The organism is Acidobacteriota bacterium (assembly GCA_039030395.1).
GTDB lineage: Bacteria > Acidobacteriota > Thermoanaerobaculia > Multivoradales > JBCCEF01 > JBCCEF01.
Genome location: JBCCEF010000009.1, coordinates 38,621 through 54,596 on the forward strand (window position 1 = coordinate 38,621; position 15,976 = coordinate 54,596).

13 protein-coding genes are annotated in these 15,976 nt (G+C 61.2%); 1 reads left to right on the forward strand and 12 read right to left on the reverse strand.

Translation table 11 applies throughout. The features are described 5' to 3' along the window. The first annotated feature begins 425 nt into the window (after positions 1–425). Positions 426–1,871: a SpoIIE family protein phosphatase gene (locus tag AAF481_10735; protein ID MEM7481639.1), complete on the forward strand. Its 1,446-nt coding sequence runs from the start codon at positions 426–428 to the stop codon at positions 1,869–1,871. Between the two features lie 111 nt (positions 1,872–1,982). Here AAF481_10735 and AAF481_10740 read toward each other — a convergent pair whose 3' ends face one another. From AAF481_10740 to AAF481_10795, 12 genes are all read right to left on the reverse strand, one after another. Further along, positions 1,983–2,738 (reverse strand): hypothetical protein, encoded by a 756-nt coding sequence (locus AAF481_10740; protein ID MEM7481640.1) that lies wholly within the window; start codon positions 2,736–2,738, stop codon positions 1,983–1,985. A gap of 1,022 nt (positions 2,739–3,760) precedes the next feature. Continuing rightward, positions 3,761–5,002, reverse strand: coding sequence for a DUF3526 domain-containing protein (locus AAF481_10745; protein MEM7481641.1), 1,242 nt, complete (start codon positions 5,000–5,002; stop codon positions 3,761–3,763). Next, on the reverse strand, positions 4,999–6,435 hold the full coding sequence (locus tag AAF481_10750) for a DUF3526 domain-containing protein (protein MEM7481642.1): 1,437 nt from the start codon (positions 6,433–6,435) through the stop codon (positions 4,999–5,001). Before AAF481_10750 ends, AAF481_10745 begins: the two co-directional genes overlap by 4 nt. Next, entirely contained in the window at positions 6,432–7,151 is a 720-nt protein-coding gene (locus tag AAF481_10755) for an ABC transporter ATP-binding protein (protein ID MEM7481643.1), read from the reverse strand. The genes AAF481_10750 and AAF481_10755 overlap by 4 nt, the downstream gene beginning before the upstream one ends. 14 nt (positions 7,152–7,165) lie before the next feature. Further along, positions 7,166–9,562 carry a TonB-dependent receptor gene (locus AAF481_10760; protein MEM7481644.1) on the reverse strand — a complete coding sequence of 799 codons (2,397 nt, stop codon included), beginning with the start codon at positions 9,560–9,562 and terminating at the stop codon, positions 7,166–7,168. Between the two features lie 131 nt (positions 9,563–9,693). After that, positions 9,694–10,059: a hypothetical protein gene (locus tag AAF481_10765; GenBank protein MEM7481645.1), complete on the reverse strand. Its 366-nt coding sequence runs from the start codon at positions 10,057–10,059 to the stop codon at positions 9,694–9,696. 168 nt (positions 10,060–10,227) lie between these two features. Further along, positions 10,228–10,845, reverse strand: a complete 618-nt coding sequence (locus AAF481_10770; protein ID MEM7481646.1) for a class I SAM-dependent methyltransferase — start codon at positions 10,843–10,845, stop codon at positions 10,228–10,230. Between the two features lie 286 nt (positions 10,846–11,131). After that, a complete protein-coding gene (locus AAF481_10775) occupies positions 11,132–11,560 on the reverse strand; it encodes a hypothetical protein (protein ID MEM7481647.1) in 429 nt (142 codons plus the stop codon). A 359-nt stretch (positions 11,561–11,919) separates the two neighbouring features. Next, positions 11,920–12,762: a carbon-nitrogen hydrolase family protein gene (locus tag AAF481_10780; GenBank protein ID MEM7481648.1), complete on the reverse strand. Its 843-nt coding sequence runs from the start codon at positions 12,760–12,762 to the stop codon at positions 11,920–11,922. Then, positions 12,755–12,928 (reverse strand): hypothetical protein, encoded by a 174-nt coding sequence (locus AAF481_10785; GenBank protein ID MEM7481649.1) that lies wholly within the window; start codon positions 12,926–12,928, stop codon positions 12,755–12,757. The genes AAF481_10780 and AAF481_10785 overlap by 8 nt, the downstream gene beginning before the upstream one ends. After that, the gene (locus tag AAF481_10790) at positions 12,928–14,388 is read right to left on the reverse strand and encodes a hypothetical protein (GenBank protein ID MEM7481650.1); all 1,461 of its coding nucleotides are present in this window, start codon (positions 14,386–14,388) and stop codon (positions 12,928–12,930) included. Before AAF481_10790 ends, AAF481_10785 begins: the two co-directional genes overlap by 1 nt. 194 nt (positions 14,389–14,582) lie before the next feature. Beyond that, positions 14,583–15,920: a hypothetical protein gene (locus AAF481_10795; protein ID MEM7481651.1), complete on the reverse strand. Its 1,338-nt coding sequence runs from the start codon at positions 15,918–15,920 to the stop codon at positions 14,583–14,585. Positions 15,921–15,976: the final 56 nt, after the last annotated feature.

The window sequence follows — 15,976 nt, forward strand, 5'->3', positions numbered from 1 at the left end:
CTGCGAAGTCCGCTCCCTTCCCGAGCGACGTCGAGAGCACCTGCAAAACCTTCCCTCGCGGAAGCTTCCCCTTCCACCGCGGCGACGCCGCGAACGCCGTCATTCGCATCGAATCCGGACGGGTGCGCCTGGAGCGCCTGCCCGCCGACGACACCGCGGTGACCCTGGCGACCCTGGGGACGGCGCCTCGATCGCCTCGGTCTTCTCCACAAGACCTCCCAAGGGGAAGCCCGAAATGGTGCTTGGGCCCAGGATGCGGGTTTCTATGCCGCATATCCAGAGATCGCTTCGGCCGCGGCAAGCGTATAGCAGGCAAGCCTCGTCTGGGTGAAGCGCTCGAGACTTCAGATCTCTGGGGGCCTTCAACCTGACGCCACCCTTCGATAGCACCTGGATAGACCCCGCTTCAGAGAGGAAGTCTCCACATGGATCGTGTTGACCAACAGCGCACCATCGCAGCGACGTGGCGCCCCACGTTCTACACCTTCGCCGCTGTCTTCTTGTCCATCCTCGTCGTCGGCTTCGCAGCCGTACCGTGGATTCTTGGCTTCGCGCAGCGGGTGTATCTCGACCTGGCCAGCGACGTGAATCAGCGCCAGGCGCGCTCGATGACCGCCTTTCTGGAATCTCGACTGCAGGCTGGACTGAGTGAAGACGAGGCGATTCTCGAGTTCCAGGCGGCGACGGCGGGTAGCGACGTGGACCGTGGATACGTTTGCCTGATCGAGCGGGGTAGCAGCCGCTACCTCAGTCACCCGAACCTCGACAAGCTCGGTATGGACGTCAAGCCGGGAGCGATCTTCTCGCCGGCCGGCGGACAGGAAGCGCAAGGTCCGTGGAGCACCTTTATCGAGCGCGGAGAAAGCGCCGACGGCCTGCTGACCTTTGGGCCGCAAATGTCCGAGGAGAAGGTGTACTTCACGAGCGTTCCCGGCACTGGCTGGACCGTCTCGACTCACAAGAATCTGGATCGAGTCTACGCGGAACTCGGCCGCCTACGGCGCTCACTGATTGGTGGTGCGGTGCTGTTATCCCTCTTGTTCGCCCTTCCCGCATCGGTGGCGGCGCGGGGCGTCAGCCGACGGCGCGAAGCACAGATCCAGCACCAGGCCGAACTCGAGCGCCGGCTCCTCGAGGAGGAAGATGCTCGAAAGTCCCTGGAGCTCGATCAGGCGCGGGAGCTGCAGCTTTCCTTGGTACCGCGAGAGCTTCCTCGGCGTCCGGAGGTCCGGATGGCGGCTCGTATGGAAACCGCGACGGAAGTGGGCGGCGACTACTACGACGTCATCGAGCGTGAGGACGGCTCCCTGCTGTTCGCCTTGGGAGACGCGACCGGCCACGGCTTGAAAGCCGGCATGATGGTAGTAGCGGCCAAGAGCCTCTTTGCCTACAGCGCCAACACGGACGATCTCGTCGATGTCGCAGCGAGGATGGCGAAGGCCCTGCGGACCATGCGTCTCGGAAGGCTTCACATGGCCTTCGCCCTCGCTCACCTCACCGGTCGACGGCTCGAAGTCGTAGGCGCGGGAATGCCGCCGGCCTTGATTCACCGCCACGTCACGGGCTCGGTCGAGGAACTGGCACTCAGCGGAGCTCCCCTGGGATCACCGATGGACTTTCCCTACTCGCTGGCAAGGGTCGATCTCGAAGCAGGCGACACCCTACTGCTGATGAGCGACGGACTGCCCGAGCTCCAAGGCGCCGAGGGCGAGGTGCTGGGCTACGAAGGCGTCGAAGGATTCTTTTCCGACGCCGTCGAGCCCGACGCATCGCCGGAAGACATTGTGGCGGCACTGAGTCGAAGAGTCTCCACCTGGAGCGGGCGAGAACTCGAAGACGATGTCACCTACCTGGTGCTGCGCGTCTCCTGACGGGCCCGTTCGGCGTTGGAACCGCGATCAAACCACTGATTTCAAGACGCTTGACAATCGGGTGGCACCTCCATGGGATGGCACCTCCATGGGATGGCACGGTGCGAGGGATTAGCCCGTCCCGTCCGAATCGGCCTGGATCTGGTCAAAGGTCAAACCCACCGCGACGCGGAAGGGAATCTGTACAACCTGCCCGGCTTGGATCTGAACGGAAACGACTCCGAGTTGCCAGATCTTCTTCCAGTTGAAGATGACCGATAGATGGGTCTTGCCGGGCACACTGATTTCTACTTCTTCTGAGTAGGACTCCGTCGTCGATTCCTCCAGGGCGTACTTCCTTCGAATCGACTCTTCAATCGACGATTCCACTCCTACCCCATCCGCCCCCAGGGAGAAACCGGCATTCTGAGACTCGGCCTGCTCATATTCGACCGACAGGGTTCTGGTCCACTGCTTGCTGATGGTGAACCGCCGCTTGATGGCCGCCGAGCTTCGAGAGTTGTCGATCGTCCTCAGGTCTTTGCCGAGGTGCTCCTCCACTCGCTCCGTTTCCTGAACTCCCACGACCTTCGCTGCATCTTGAGAACTCGCTGGAAGCGAATCGTCCTTCACCGGCCACGAGTAGAGGCACCTGGGACACTCCGCACGCTCAGCGCGGTAGGGCGCCATCTTCCAGACCGGGATCCTACGATTGCCAGCGCCGTAGAACCTGGCGGAGACGGCACCGATACCGTCGACGAGTCTTTCGTCGCATTTCGGACAGCGGTAACCGGACGAGTAGAACTTGCTGAATTCTTCGGACCAGCCAGCGAGAGCCCCTTGTGCAGCCGCCAAGCCACCCGTGAACCTGAAGAATTTCTCTTTCACCCGCGAACCCTCCCCCGTCCGCAACCGCAGGACAAGACGGCCATAAATCAATAATTCCTCAATCTTAAGCGAAATTGTAGCGGCAGTCCCGCAGTGACTTCTCTACTCTTGCGACCTGCCGCAGCCAACCACCAAAGACCACTGCGAGAAGTGCCACCTAGACTCTTGGAACCGAGGCCGCTCTAGGGCCGTCCAAGCCCGTCGTTTGAACTACCGAAATGCAAGCTGTAGCACGACAGCTATCACCGTCGACGCAACTACCCCTAGTCCAAAGAGTAGATAGTCACGTTTCCTGTTTCGACTCTGTACAGAGTCGAGAAAGTCCTTGAAGTATTCGGCGGCAGCCAGTGGGACATTTTCCAGGTGCTCGATACTTACCTTCAAATCATCCTCCCGAGTCTTTAGCTCCAGGAGTTCTGACTCCAGACGAGAGACGGTCTCTCTTCGGTCTCGAATCACTGGCTCGAGTTGCAGGAGAGCAGCGTCCATCTCCCGTGAGACGCGCTGAAGTTCGACCGTTAGACTCACCAAACGCGCGGAATGGGGACTCGCGACTCTTGGTTTCTTGTATAGAAACCGAAGGAGGGCGCGACCGGATTCTGTTGACAGCATTCCTCCCGCAGCAAGGCTTGTCAGGGCGCCCAGAACACTCCCCAGGAGTCCAAGGCCAGTTTCGATACCCATTTCATCTCCCATTCCTGGTATCAAAGAATGTCCACCCAAGAGGCTCGGAAAGGCCAAGTCGAAGGTTGAAGCTCGAACTTCGACTAAAGGAGAAAGCGCAAGCAGTTTGCGATCGGGTTCAGCTAGACCGTGGTCTGGTGAGAAAGGTCGACCACCCTCCCCGTTACCAACCGCTCGGGAACCTCCACCCGCTCCGGTGCCACCCGAATGGCCGACGCCGCGCCTTCAGATCGTAAACCTCTGATTTCAAAAGCCTTGAAATTCGGGTGGCACCTTCTTGGAAGGGGCGGAACCGGCCATCTTTGGCTGCTGCGCGGCGCCCCGCAGCACTGTCGCCTCTAGTCCGAATATTCCGGAACTCCTGCCAGGCGGTCCTGGTCGAAGGGCAGGCCAGGGAAGAGCTTCGGGTAGTACCAAGCTCTCAGCTCCGCGTGATACTGCCTCACCCGATCCTCGTAGTCGAGTGCCGACCGACCATCGGTCCGGGCCGCTCTTTGCAGAGATCGCTCCATCCAAGCGGGTGGTGACAGCCAGGAGAGTTTTCCCGCCAGAGACTCCCGGCGCTGGCGCCCGTCTCGATAGGCGAGGGAAATCTCCTCGGCCTTTTGGTCCCCTACTTGCTGGAAGGCGTAGTACCACTTCCATTCAAAGGGGCGAGTCACCTCCATGTGGTCTTCCCATTCCGGGTGTCGAGCGACGAACGGCTCCATGGTCGCCTCTTTCGGCAGGTCCCAGGCGTCATTCACCGCCTCCCGTTGCGTCAGCACGATGTCGCCGCCATCGGGTAGAGGGATCGACGCATCGACGGCGGCCTGGATGGCCGCGGGTGCGATCACGGCAAGCAGGAGCCAGACGCCGCACGCCGCAACGAGATTGACGGAACTCGTCCATCCGCAACGATCGACCAGGCTGCAGACGCCCCACCAAAACAACAGGTGGAGCGCCGTCAACAGGCTTGCCGACGCGAGAACACCTGCTCCGGAGTTCGAAGCAAGCCCTCCGATCCAGAGCGGAAAGAGCAAACAACCCGTCAACAGAGCGACCTTGAGCCCGGACCGCATCCGCCAGGGCGAACGCTCTCTCCCAGACGTGGCACTGAGCCATTCATAGCGACCGGCAGCCCGTTCGGAGGAACGCACGTCGTGCAACAACAAGATCAGAAGCAGGGGCGCCAGCAGGCTGACGACGAAGGCGTAGTCAAATCGGCCGATCAGAGCGAAATCGGGGTTTCCCGCATCGGACTCATAGATTTGTCCTTCGAGGGCGAGAAGTCGAATGCGGTGCTTCCAGGGCGACACGTCTCTCTGTCCCAGGGCGGCAAAGGCGAAGTTCGTCGGTTCGTCGACGGTCAGGTGAAACGTGTAGTAGGCGGCGCCGCCCCAGTCGGTCTGCCCGGCCTGGACGACCTGCCGCTCGGCGCGATCGGCTGCGAGCAGTTCAGCGATCGTCGCCCTCTGCTGTGCAACTTCCACTACCCCCAACAGGACTGCGACGGAGGAGGCGGCTAGAGCCACGACAAGGAACAGGAGAACACCGCGATCGCGGAGGAGGAAAGCGAGTTCCCGAGCGACACCCTTCACGGTTTCACCCGACCCGAAGACGCAAAGCCGAGCACCGTGAACACCCCCAACCAGGCAAGCAACGGCAGCACACTCGCGCTCGCGCGTCGCCAACGCGGGCCTGCTGGATCGGGCTCAAAGCGGAACGACTCGAGGACTTGCCAGTTTTCCGCCGACACCCGGGTGCGACGCTCGGCGTCCGGGTCTCGGCTGCGATGGATGTCGTCACTGTATGCGAGCTGTTGTGCATGGACCCGGTTCAGACCCTGAACAAAGTCGAATCTCAGCGCCTCGGTCTCACGCATGAACCGATGATGGGTGCCGAGGTCGGTGCCGGCAACGGCTCGCGACGCGCTGGAGACCGCCATCGTCGGCGACAGCCAACCGAAGATCGCCGCACGGCTGGATTGCCGAAGCTCCAACGCCATCCGCTCCTCGGCGTAGCGATTCATGAGCTCGGTGAGACTGGCCTCGGAGCTCTGGGCGACGACGCCGCGGAAGTTGATCGGCAGATCCGCAACGTCTTCGACGTCGTACAGGGCGAGCAAGTTGGCCCGCAGCTTCGCGAAGGCCGGATCCGCCGCGTTGTGACCATCGCCGAGCTTCCGTATTTCGGCTTGCATCCGAAGGTCGGACTGAGCCTTGCCCTCGGAAGGCACCGCAACATCCGCTGTCGCGACCGCGAGCGGCGGAACCACCAGCGTGCTGGTCAGCCAGAGAGAAGCGAGGATGCCGAGCGCAACGCCCCGCGCCTTGCCCAAGGTCGAAACGAGCACGATGGCGCTGCACCAGACCAAGGCATAGGCGACGTAGATGCCGAACAGTCCGAGGCTGGCCGCGAAACTCTCTCCCCAAAGCACTCCGTAGGCGCTCATGAGCAGCATCGGGACCAGCATCACCGCCGCGACACCCAAAAGTGCTGCGCTCTTGCCAGCGTACAACTGGCGGCCCGTCACGCCCTGCGCCAGGAGCGGACCCAGCGTCCGCGCTTCGCGCTCGCGCACCATGACGGCATGGCCGATGACGATGAGTAGGAGCGGAAGCAGGAACTGATAGACAAGCGCCGGGGTCAGGCTGCCGAGACCGCCGAGATCAGCGCTGGCATGGGCATCCGAGAACATCGCCGTATTCTGGCGGTGCCCTTCGAGGAAGATGGACTGGCCGGTCATCGCATCGACACCCGGGTCGACGATGGCAAGCGGAGGCGGAGGCCGGAAGGCGTAGTGCCCGTAGTGCACCATCCGGTGCGGATGGCGCTCCGGCTGGGAAAGGAAGGTTTCTTCCGCCGCCGCCTGCTGCCGGCTGCGCTCCTCGGCGGCCTTGCTGATCCGCAGTGCCGTCAGCAGACAGGACACGACAAGAACGATGGCGAAGACGCTCACGGCGAGGACCGCCACGCGGGTACGCCGCCACAATCGAATCTCGCCGCTCGCGATGGTGAGCACGGTGCTCATTCCGCGGACCGCCCGGCGAACGCCGCGTGAACTGCCTCCGTTTCGATGCTGCCCTCGGCGCTTCGGTCAAAGGCCCCAACGAGTTCGCCTCTTCGCAACAATCCGATCCGGTCGGCCACCTGGCACGCTCCATAGACATCGTGGGTGACCATCAGGACGGTCTTGCCCTTCGCCGCCAGTTCCCTCACCAGCGCGTGGAACTCATCGATGGCGATCGGATCCAATCCCGAGGTCGGCTCGTCCAGGAGCAGGATCGGCGTTTCGCGAAGCAGTGCCAGCGCGATCGCCACTTTCTGGCGCATCCCCTTCGAGTAGGTGTCCATGCGCTTAGCCCGAGCATCGCTATGGAGCGACACCGTGTCCAAGGCGGAGTCGAGGTCTGCCCGCGAGGCCTGCACCTTCGCCAGGGACAGGAAGTACTCGAGATTCTGATAGGCATCCAGATGACCGTAGAGCGTCGCCGCCTCGGGCAGGTAGGAAACCGCCTTCCGCGAAGAGGCGAGTTGGTCGGAAACAATCCGACCTTGCACCCTGACCTCGCCGGCCGAAGGCTCGAGAAACCCCAAGAACGTCAGCAGCGTCGTCGACTTCCCGGCGCCGTTGCCACCTAGCAGGGCGTAGACCTCCCCGGGGGCGACGCCAAAGGAAACGTCCTTCAGCACCGGCTCGCGCGAACGCTCAACACACAAAGACCGTGTTTCGAGTGAAAAACTCATGACCGTCTCCTCGACTAGAATCGGTAGGCGGCCGTCGCGCTGGCAGCCAGCGGTGTCCCCGGCTGAACCCACAGCGACGCGAATGAATTCGTGTAGTACTCCTCGTCCGACAGATTGTCGATGTCCACTCGCAGCGAAATCGCCTCGTTCACCTCGTAGTCGGCGAAGAGCCGCAAGATCGTGTAGTCCGGCAACACAAAATCGCTGAGGCCCTGACCAAAGAAGTCTCCAAATTGGCCGAGTCGCTCGCCGACATGGAGGACACCGCCTCCCACGCGCAGCGGCCAGCCGCGGTCGCTGAAGTCCTTGACCAACTGAACCCCCAGTTGATGCTCGGGAATGTTGAGCAAGCGCTGGCCGGCAGGAATTCCGACGCCAAAATTCGGATCGTTGAAATCGTTCTCAGTCTGCGCATCGACATAGGTGTAGGACAGCCAGAGAGTGAGACCCTTCGCCAGGTCTCCGTTGAGGTCCAGTTCGAACCCGTGACTCTCCGCCTCGCCGATCGCGGTGGCGTTGAAGTTGTCGTCCACCGTCGAGATGTTCTCCTGCTCCACTTGGAAAACCGTTGCCGTACCCACCATCGCGCCTTCGTTCAGCTCGAACTTCACGCCGACTTCGGTCGATGTGCTCGTGTTCGGGTCGAGACCGCCGGACAGTGGGCGGAAGTTTTCACCGTACGACGCATAGAGCGAGACCTGCCCGTTCAGGAGATAGACCAGCCCGAGCTGAGGAGACACCTGCGTGTCGCTCTGGTCGGTCACCGATCCCGATCTGCGGTTGTTGAGCTCCTGCTGGTAGTCGTCGAAGCGCGCCCCGATCCGAACATCGAGCCGGTCCGTCAGGCTGATCTGGTCCTGAACGAAAAAGCCGACCGACTCCTGAGTCTCGACCCGATCGGTGAGGGGACCCGGCGTCGGCAAGGGAAATCGCCCGTAGACCGGGTCGAAGATGTCGATCGTCTGCAGGCGCTCCCCAGCCGCGGGATCGTTCGGGTCTTCGCCCGGACGAATGCCGCCACCGCGGGCGCGGAGGAACACCTGATCGTTCTCGAAACGGTCGACATCCGCACCGATCAGAATACGGTGAGTCAGGCCGCCCGTTTGAAACTCGCCGGACACCTCGCCGCGCAAAACGAAGTACTCGGCGTCATAGTCCCGGAAGCGGCGCTCGCGAGAGAGAGTCTGTCCATCGCGCAACAGAAACTGCCGGGACCCGGAGAGCGTCGCGGCCGTATCGAAGCCTTCGAGCGAGGTGTCGCGAAGATTGACTCCGAACAGACCGCTCCAAGTGTCGTTGAACTCCGTTTTCAGCTCGAGCTGGTGGCCGACCACCGTGGCGTCCATCGGTCCGTTGCCGGGCTCGCCCAAGAAGGTCTCGATCGGTATCACGCCGAGTTGGTTGTCCACGGCCACCACCCCACGATCGAAGGGAAGCTCCTGATCCGTGTACTCGAGTTCGTACACGACTTGAGTCGACGGGGTCAGGTTGATGGCGATGGACGGATAGAGCCCGACCTTCGTGGTCTCGACGGTGTCGCGGAAGCTGCCGGCATCTTCGTAGAAGCCGACCAGGCGTACCGCGACTTTGTCGTTGACGGGAGTCGTCCAGTCCGCATCGACACGAGTGAAGTCGAAACTGCCGGCGGTGAACTTGAGCTCGCCAGCGGTGTCGAAAGTCGGCCGCTTGGTGACCAGATTGATCGAGCCGCCCGGCTCGCCTCTTCCGAGCAAGGCCGCACGGGGACCCTTGAGCACCTCGACCGCCTCGATCCCTGCCAGATCGCGCGGCCCGGAGAAGCCGCGGCCGGCGTTGAAGCCATTGACCAGGTAGTTGCTCGGCAGGTTTTCGTCTCCGACGAAACCGCGCAGCGCGAAACTGTTCCACAAGCCGCCGAAATTGTTCTGCCGCGCGACCGAAGCCGATAGATCGAGAGCCTGGCTGAGATCGAGAGCGCCCGCGTCGCGAATGGCCTGCGGGCCGATCGTGAGCTCGGCCTGCGGCACCTCATGCGGCTCGAAATCGCCTCGATAGGCCTGGCGCCGCGCCGTCACCTCAATCGTCTCCGACTCGACCGATCTGGCCAAGGAGACCTCGATCTCCGCCGTCTCGCCGGCCGTGATCTCAAACCGCTCGACGGCGCGGCCGCGGCTCGGGCTCTCGATCTCGAGAGTGTGATTTCCAACAGGAAGCCCTGTCAGGGAGAAGGTGCCGTCTGCGTCGGTGGCCGCGCGGAAGCGGGTCGAGGCGACGGTGATCACCGCATCGTCGACCGCTTTGCCATCGGGCGTGCGGACGACTCCGCTCAGGCCACCAGTGGCCGTTTGGGCGGAAAGAACTGTGCCGGATAGGGCGAGCGCAAGCGCCACCACCCCGAGAGTAGGACTACGGAAAAGGCAATTCGACTTCATCGGTCGGACTCCACGAGAACCGCATATTGGGTATGCCCCGGCCGAGAGCTCGGTCGAGGTAGGTGCTTCCCGAACCGTCGTTCGGCTGAAAAGGGACGGGTCTACTGACGGGCGGCGACAGGGCCGCTGGGTCAGACGATCGGGGGTCCGCGTGGAGCAGGCGGCAGGTCGTCGAAGCCGGAGACCATGAGGTCGTCCGCCGCGCGAACATCCCGCGTCACCATCACCGGTGCTCGCGAGGTCGGCTGCGAGGCGTCCAAGGCTCCTTGGCGCCGCCCAGCCGCGCAGGCTGGGCACTGCTCGCCGTCGATGGAGGTCGACGATTCGACGTGTTTGGTGGCGTTGGGCAGGTCGTGTCCGCCGGTGAGAACGACCGAACTGAACTCCCCACCGGGGTGCCCGTCGTGGCTGTGCGTCGCGATCAGTCCTCCACCGAGGACGAACGCGGCCAGCATCAGCCAAGCGGCCGGGGCACTCAGATACCGAAATCTGGGCATACCCCGTGACCCTAGCAGACCCATTGACTCCTGGGCAATGCGATCGATGACCACCACGGGCCGAAGGGAAGCACGCTTGCGAGAAGCTTCGGCCCGTCGCGACGAAGTGATCTCAACCCGCCTGCCACCGATGTGCGCGGTTGCCGGATGGTGGGACCTGAGCTTGCATCAACGGGTCGCCGTAGCAAGGCATCTAGCCAGTAAGGGTCGCCGCCTCACCTCGTAATAGTGATTCTGACCTTCATCCTCGCAGGTCGCCTTCAACTCGAGAGACCTCTCGGCGAAAAGAGCCTCATACCCCTCGCGCCCGAGGGAGCGGCACTCGCATCCAGCAATGCGGTCGATCCACTTCCCGGCCTCCACGGGCGCCGAGAGCAGGAACCGGCCGCCAGGCCGGAGGGCCTTCGACACCCGCTGCATGAGCCTCGCCTGATCGTCCGCGCTGAGCAGAAACATCAGCCCGACCGCGATCACCGCACCGTACTCGCGATCGAGAAACGGGCTCTCCAGAGCGTTCGCGCAATCCACCGGAACCTCCGGGAACCGCGACCGGAAGGTCTCGATCAGTGTGGGAGACGAGTCGATCGCCCAGACGCTGAGCCCGGCATCCAGCAGCGCTCGCGTCACCGGCATGCCGCCGCCACAGCCGAGCTCCAGCACCTCGGTGCCGGGGACGAGCGATCGCGCCCAGTCCGCCGCCACACCGGCACCGATCGAAGAGCGGTCTCGCGCCCGCAGGTACTCGCGGGCATGGGTCTCGTAGGAGTCGATGGAACCTGGGCTCATGGGATCCCACTGTACACCGGCGAAGGTCCTCAAGGCGCCTGCCAGATCCCCTACGATTGCTGCCTCCCCTGGCGCCACCCGATTGGCGGCACGTTGCCAGAGCGTTACCGCCCCGCTTTCAGGAGGCGTGACCTTCCTCCATGACCGGGGTTGGTCTACGGAATCACTGCTGACCAAGCTGTGGTGTCACCTGCTTCGAACCCGTCGAAAAAGACAGGCACTCCAAAATCCCAATCGGTGTCTGGATCGATGTCGACCCGGAGCCGTGTGAATCCAAGTCCAGGCTTCAGGGTTTGATGCCGATTGGTGAGGGTGGCTGCGCGAACGAGTTCTCATATTCGGACAAGCAAGCTCCGAGCTGGCCGGGACCCAGAAAGAAATCGCTCAACCGAACGAGAACGTCGGCTGCGGAGCAGTCGGTCTCAAAGACCTGCACGACGGTGTAGTCATCCGCATTTCCAGCGATATGATCGGATCCCGTCATTCCCATTCGGACCATATTGACGTCGTCGGCAGCCAGGCCCACACACCACATACCCGGCTCCAAGAACGAGTACATCACCGCCTGGGTATCGGAGAAGCCGAGGGCGTCAGCCACACCTCGGTTGGCGCTGGCAATGTAGTTTTGGCCCACTGGCAAGCTGCCATCGTTCCTGGAGAACGTATTCTGATCGATCACCGTCCCGTCGATGACAAACGGATTGTTATCGGCCATCCACCCCGGCCCAGTGCCACCCGAACGACCGACGGCGCGCCTCAGAACAAAATTCCGTTATCTCAACAGATCTGAAATTCAGGTAGCACCCTCGTGGCTTGCACCTGGTTGCGGTGAGCAGCGCCGCATTTTCGCGCCGCCGCCAAATTGATTGCCCAAACTCTCGAGAAATGTGGAGCCAAACTCCATCGAATCAGGAATGTTCTTACATTACTATTTTTATAAAAAAATAATAAAATATTTTGAACTTGGAAGAATCTCCGCGGGGTGATTTTCTGACCGATCTCCGCAAGCATTTAATGCACAACAATACATATTTTCATATTACTCAATAGCATTTAATAATGCAAAGAGTGGGCTCAATATCTCGTAATTCGCCGATGTTCCCCCACAGGAATACCCCTCCGGACCTCCTCAGCCTTCCCCAAGTCTACCTCTGCCAGCGCCAACCCCGGTCCATCCGGCGCATCCGCCACCACCTGCCCCCAGGGGTCCACAAGGCAGGCATGCCCGAAGCTCTCTCGCAGGCCCTTGTCATCGTGCTCGCCGTGCTGGGCCGGGGCGAGGACCCAGCATTGGGTTTCGATCGCCCGCGCTCGCAGTAGCGGCAGCCAGTGGGCGCGGCCGGTGGTGAGGGTGAAGGCGGCTGGGACGGTGAGGAGGTGGGCGCCTTGGTCGACGAGGCGACGGTAGAGCTCAGGGAACCTCAGGTCGTAGCAAACCGACAAGCCGAAGGTGCCGAGGTCGGTGGGAACCGTCACGGACTCAGTGCCGGGTTCGACGGTGTCGGATTCGCGGAAGGTGACGGCGGCAGAAAGCTCGACGTCGAACAGGTGGATCTTGCGGTAGACGGCGAGGCGCTGGCCTTGAGGGTCGAAGAGGACGGAGGTGTTGTAGCACTTGCCCGGCGCGGGGGCCTTTTCGGCGAAAGAGCCGAGGAGAAGGTGAATACCGTGCCGGGCCGCCAGGTTTGCGAATCGGCCGCAAGTGGGGCCGTCGAGGTCTTCGGCCAGACGGACTTTCTCGTGGTGGGGACCGAGGTAGGGGGTGTTCTCTGGCGTTCCGATCCAGCGGGCGCCGTAGCCGGCGGCGCGGTCGATGAGTTCTTTGGCCTGGCGCCAGTTGCCTTCGGCGTCGGAACCGGAGTTCATCTGGACGACGGCGGCGAGGTACGGAGTTGGATCCACGGTCGATTCACTCATAGCTTAGGGCCTCGGCGGGGTCGATCTTGGCGGCTCGCCAGGCGGGCCGAGCGCAGGCCAGGAGGTTGACGCCGAGGGCAAAGACGACGATGGCGAGGAGGTCGCTCGGGCGCACCCGGAAGGGCACCGATGAGATGAAGTAGATGTTCGCCACCTCGGGATCCATCAGGGACCACTCCAACTCCGAGCGTTTTGAGCCTTGGACCGTTGGCCAGGCCTACGATTATCGAGCACGCACATAGTTCCGTGGGTCGGCGACTGCACCGTGGTTGTCCACAAACCTGTTCCTCCGCTCTCGAATCCATCGACGAAGATCGTCGAACCAACGACCGGCAGCATCGGACAGTCGCCACCATCGTTAGCCAACGTGGCAAGGCGAGACAAGACAATACTCCTGGAGTTCGAGATAAGGTACGACGTCATTTCGTCGGAGAGATCATTTCGCTCCACGGTCTTGCGATCGAACATAGCGATGATCAGCCCAACTCGTTGAGGGGTACAATTCAGCCCGCACCGCACCCACACGCTCGTCACCGACTGCGATGTGAGATCCAATCGAGCTAGCGCGATAGAGAAATCGCCATCACTCCGAGAAAACAGTACTGCATATGGAAACGAGTTATCTAGGCCTGTCAACACGCACGGCTGATCAAAAACAAAGTCACCACCATCACAGTACGGATCAATTGCAAGAACCTGCTGAGTCGCAAGATTCACCAGCTCAACTGAAAAATCTCCCGCCTGGTAATCGCCAAAGGGCTCAGCCTTCAGCCAATGAACATTCTCCACATTCAGAACATCAGAAATCCGGCCGTCGTAGGCCAGCTCGGCCTGGGTTGACGTTTTGATGATATCCGGCCATACAAATCCAGTACCAGTCATCCGACATCCGACCGTATCGGTTCTCTTGAGATGCCCCTTCCAGGCAAGGGGAAGGTACGGGTCAGCGTTGGGCCAAGGCAGCGGATCGGGTAGCGATTGACCATTGTGGCAAAACTCAAGTGGTCTCAGTAGTGTCGAGAGTTCTCCCGTCTTCAAAGGATCCACGGAATCAACAACCTCAACCGTACTGATGACCGGACTACCGGCCCAGCGCTCTGTGAACATGAGGTTGTTCGAACCGGAGATCGAGCAATGCGCACCGCCTGACTGCGTCGAGTTGGGGTTTCGGCAGTTTGGCGTATCTGCTGCGAACCGCACAAGGGACTGCACCATATCCCCGATCGCATCAAGGACTAGTTGGGTGTTGGGATGTGCAGCATCGAACACTTGATCCACCGAATAGCCGCCACTAGGTCCCTGAGATGTCAGCCAAGTGCGATGGTCCAGCCCGGAAACGTAGCGAGAAATAGGTGTGATTCCTTGGCGAGGAGCGGGCTCCCCCGGATTCTGCAGCCAGGCGTAGCCAAGAAGGCGGTCAAGGGAATGACCTGTCTCAGCCGTCACTGGACTGTCCATTGAATCAGTACCCGAACTCAAGCGATAAAAAGGGTCACTATCGGCAGTAGACTGATTTCCGATGTACCACGTTTCGAGATTCGAAGTCGAGAAACCCGACGCCTCGACAGGAACTGTCGTTGAGTCACCGCCATCATCCTCAAAAGTCAAGCGAACAAGCTTGATCATCACCCAGGCTCCAGTCATACTCGCAGGCACCACTGCCAAGACCCTGAAGCATGGGGTCGGCGACACTCAAGGACGTCTCCGGCAGGGACGGCTCAGTATACTCCTGCGCCCTAACCGCACCTGGAGAGAATAGTGAAAGTAAAGCCATCGAGGCGATCAACAATCTCATTTCGACTCCTTCTCGCAAGTCGTCGTCATTGGGCTAAGCGAGTTCCGCCAAGTTCTCTCACCAGGACATCCGCCACTTTCCTGGCAACGATCTCATTCCCCAACTCGTTGAAGTGGCAGCAGCTATCCACATACACCGACTCTCTTGTCTCTGAAAAAGCCTGAGTGAGATCATGGAAGGAAACACCCTCCTCGGCCAACTCGGCTCCAAGTCTTCTCAGCGTTCCATAGCCCTGCTCGGCTGGCGCTCGATAGGGATTGCGCGAGTCGATAGCGACCTCGAGCTCTCGTCGAGAAAACGTCTTGGATCCTGGAACGTACTGATTGGGCTGCAAGAAATGAAAGTACTTTACGCCCTCTGATTTCGCCAAAGCGTCCATCAACCGAGAGCACATCTGCCAGTACTGGGCGGAACTGCGCATCATCTCGTGCTCGCCTTTGTTCGGGAAATCCGGGCCACGCGCAACATATTCATTCTCATCCAGTTCGAGTTCAGCAACTCTCCGATTGAGTTCGAACTGGTGCCGCTGGAGATTCCGGTCTCGCCAGAGCCATAGGACGTTGAACGTAGGAGACCAGCGCAGTAAGGATCCAGCGCCCCAGCGAGCACGATCCCCACGAAGGCCTTCCAAATAAGACGATTCGCCAGAAAGTCGCAGAAGTTTCGGGTCGGGGACACTCTGCACTCGGTGCTCCCAGGCCCGCGGAAAGAAAGGGTAGGTACCGGATGGCATATTCTCTGCCACCGGCAACACGATGTCGTTGAATCCGTCGAGATTCACGACAACATCCGGCGCCTCGCCGAGGCTCATGAGCCACGCCAGCGTCATCAACTGTTGTGGCTGCTTATAGCCAGCATGCGCCCGACTTTCGATCACGACTTCGCGTTCGAGGGCCTTCGAAAGGACATCTTCGATGATCTCTCCGCCGTGGAATCCAAAGCCGAACGCAACCGAACCACCGAAGATCCCGACCCTCAGTGCATCGCTGGCGGGGGCCGCTGCCGCCTGTCGGCGGTGGAAGAAGCCCCAGCCACCCACAACCAACGGTGAGCTTCGCCGACTCTCAAGGGCATTGAATTCAGGGGTATAGACATAGCCCAGAAACGGATGGATGACTTGACCTTCAAATCGGGCCGGAACGGCAACAGGAACGCCCTCTTCCTTGACCTCATCAGCAAAGCCCCCGCTCTCTGAGCCCGCCGACACACGGAGTTCGTCTACTCGGTTGTAGGCAAACCAGCGACCATCGATCGCGTACCACGCGACCATGCTCCCGACTTCAAGGAGCGCCCAAGTAAAGATCAGCCAAGCAACGATCGTAATAAACCGAAACCCCTTTCGATGGTTCTGCCCAGCGCTCATCGTGCCCCCGTGTGAAGCCGAAGGCGGGCGCCTCGCGGGGCGCCCCTACGGATCCG

Bases quoted from the DNA above. Each gene is read 5' to 3' on its own strand.
- AAF481_10735 (MEM7481639.1), top strand. From the start codon at position 426: ATGGATCGTGTTGACCAACAGCGCACCATCGCAGCGACGTGGCGCCCC.
- AAF481_10750 (MEM7481642.1), bottom strand. From the start codon at position 6,435: ATGAGCACCGTGCTCACCATCGCGAGCGGCGAGATTCGATTGTGGCGG.
- AAF481_10755 (MEM7481643.1), bottom strand. From the start codon at position 7,151: ATGAGTTTTTCACTCGAAACACGGTCTTTGTGTGTTGAGCGTTCGCGC.
- AAF481_10760 (MEM7481644.1), bottom strand. From the start codon at position 9,562: ATGAAGTCGAATTGCCTTTTCCGTAGTCCTACTCTCGGGGTGGTGGCG.
- AAF481_10765 (MEM7481645.1), bottom strand. From the start codon at position 10,059: ATGCCCAGATTTCGGTATCTGAGTGCCCCGGCCGCTTGGCTGATGCTG.
- AAF481_10770 (MEM7481646.1), bottom strand. From the start codon at position 10,845: ATGAGCCCAGGTTCCATCGACTCCTACGAGACCCATGCCCGCGAGTAC.
- AAF481_10775 (MEM7481647.1), bottom strand. From the start codon at position 11,560: ATGGCCGATAACAATCCGTTTGTCATCGACGGGACGGTGATCGATCAG.
- AAF481_10780 (MEM7481648.1), bottom strand. From the start codon at position 12,762: ATGAGTGAATCGACCGTGGATCCAACTCCGTACCTCGCCGCCGTCGTC.
- AAF481_10785 (MEM7481649.1), bottom strand. From the start codon at position 12,928: ATGGATCCCGAGGTGGCGAACATCTACTTCATCTCATCGGTGCCCTTC.
- AAF481_10790 (MEM7481650.1), bottom strand. From the start codon at position 14,388: ATGATCAAGCTTGTTCGCTTGACTTTTGAGGATGATGGCGGTGACTCA.
- AAF481_10795 (MEM7481651.1), bottom strand. From the start codon at position 15,920: ATGAGCGCTGGGCAGAACCATCGAAAGGGGTTTCGGTTTATTACGATC.